Source organism: Microvirga sp. 3-52 (genome assembly GCF_018383585.1).
Classification (GTDB): domain Bacteria; phylum Pseudomonadota; class Alphaproteobacteria; order Rhizobiales; family Beijerinckiaceae; genus Microvirga.
Genome location: NZ_JAHAMK010000004.1, coordinates 1 through 353, shown reverse-complemented (window position 1 = coordinate 353; position 353 = coordinate 1). Strand labels below are relative to the sequence as shown.

1 protein-coding gene is annotated in these 353 nt (G+C 61.8%); it reads right to left on the bottom strand.

Annotated features, from left to right (window positions below; all coding sequences use genetic code 11):
- Positions 1 to 92: 92 nt before the first annotated feature.
- Positions 93 to 353, bottom strand: a 261-nt coding sequence (tnpB, locus tag KHP60_RS04415; protein ID WP_213562370.1) for an IS66 family insertion sequence element accessory protein TnpB, incomplete at its 5' end; no start/stop codon positions are given.

The following is a 353-nucleotide window of genomic DNA, read 5'->3' as shown; positions in this document are numbered from 1 at the left end:
TGAGCGTCAGCCAGACTGGCGGGAAGCGGATCAGGGTGATTTGCCACCCTTCGAGTGTGCCACGAACCCGTGGCATGGCAAGGCTTTGTGGCTCATCCGGCCGCAGTCGGGCGCCAGGTTTGCTGGGGATTGCGCCAGTCGATGCCCTCGAGCAGATAACCCAACTGCGCGGTGGAAATCGACACTGTTCCATCCGCCGGTGAGGGCCACAGAAAACGACCCCGATCCATGCGCTTCGAGAACAAGCACAGGCCCTGGCCGTCGTACCAGAGAACCTTGATCAGATCGCCTCTGCGTCCCCGGAAGACGAAGAGGTTGCCCGAATGCGGATCCCGTTTGAGCGTCTCCTGCAC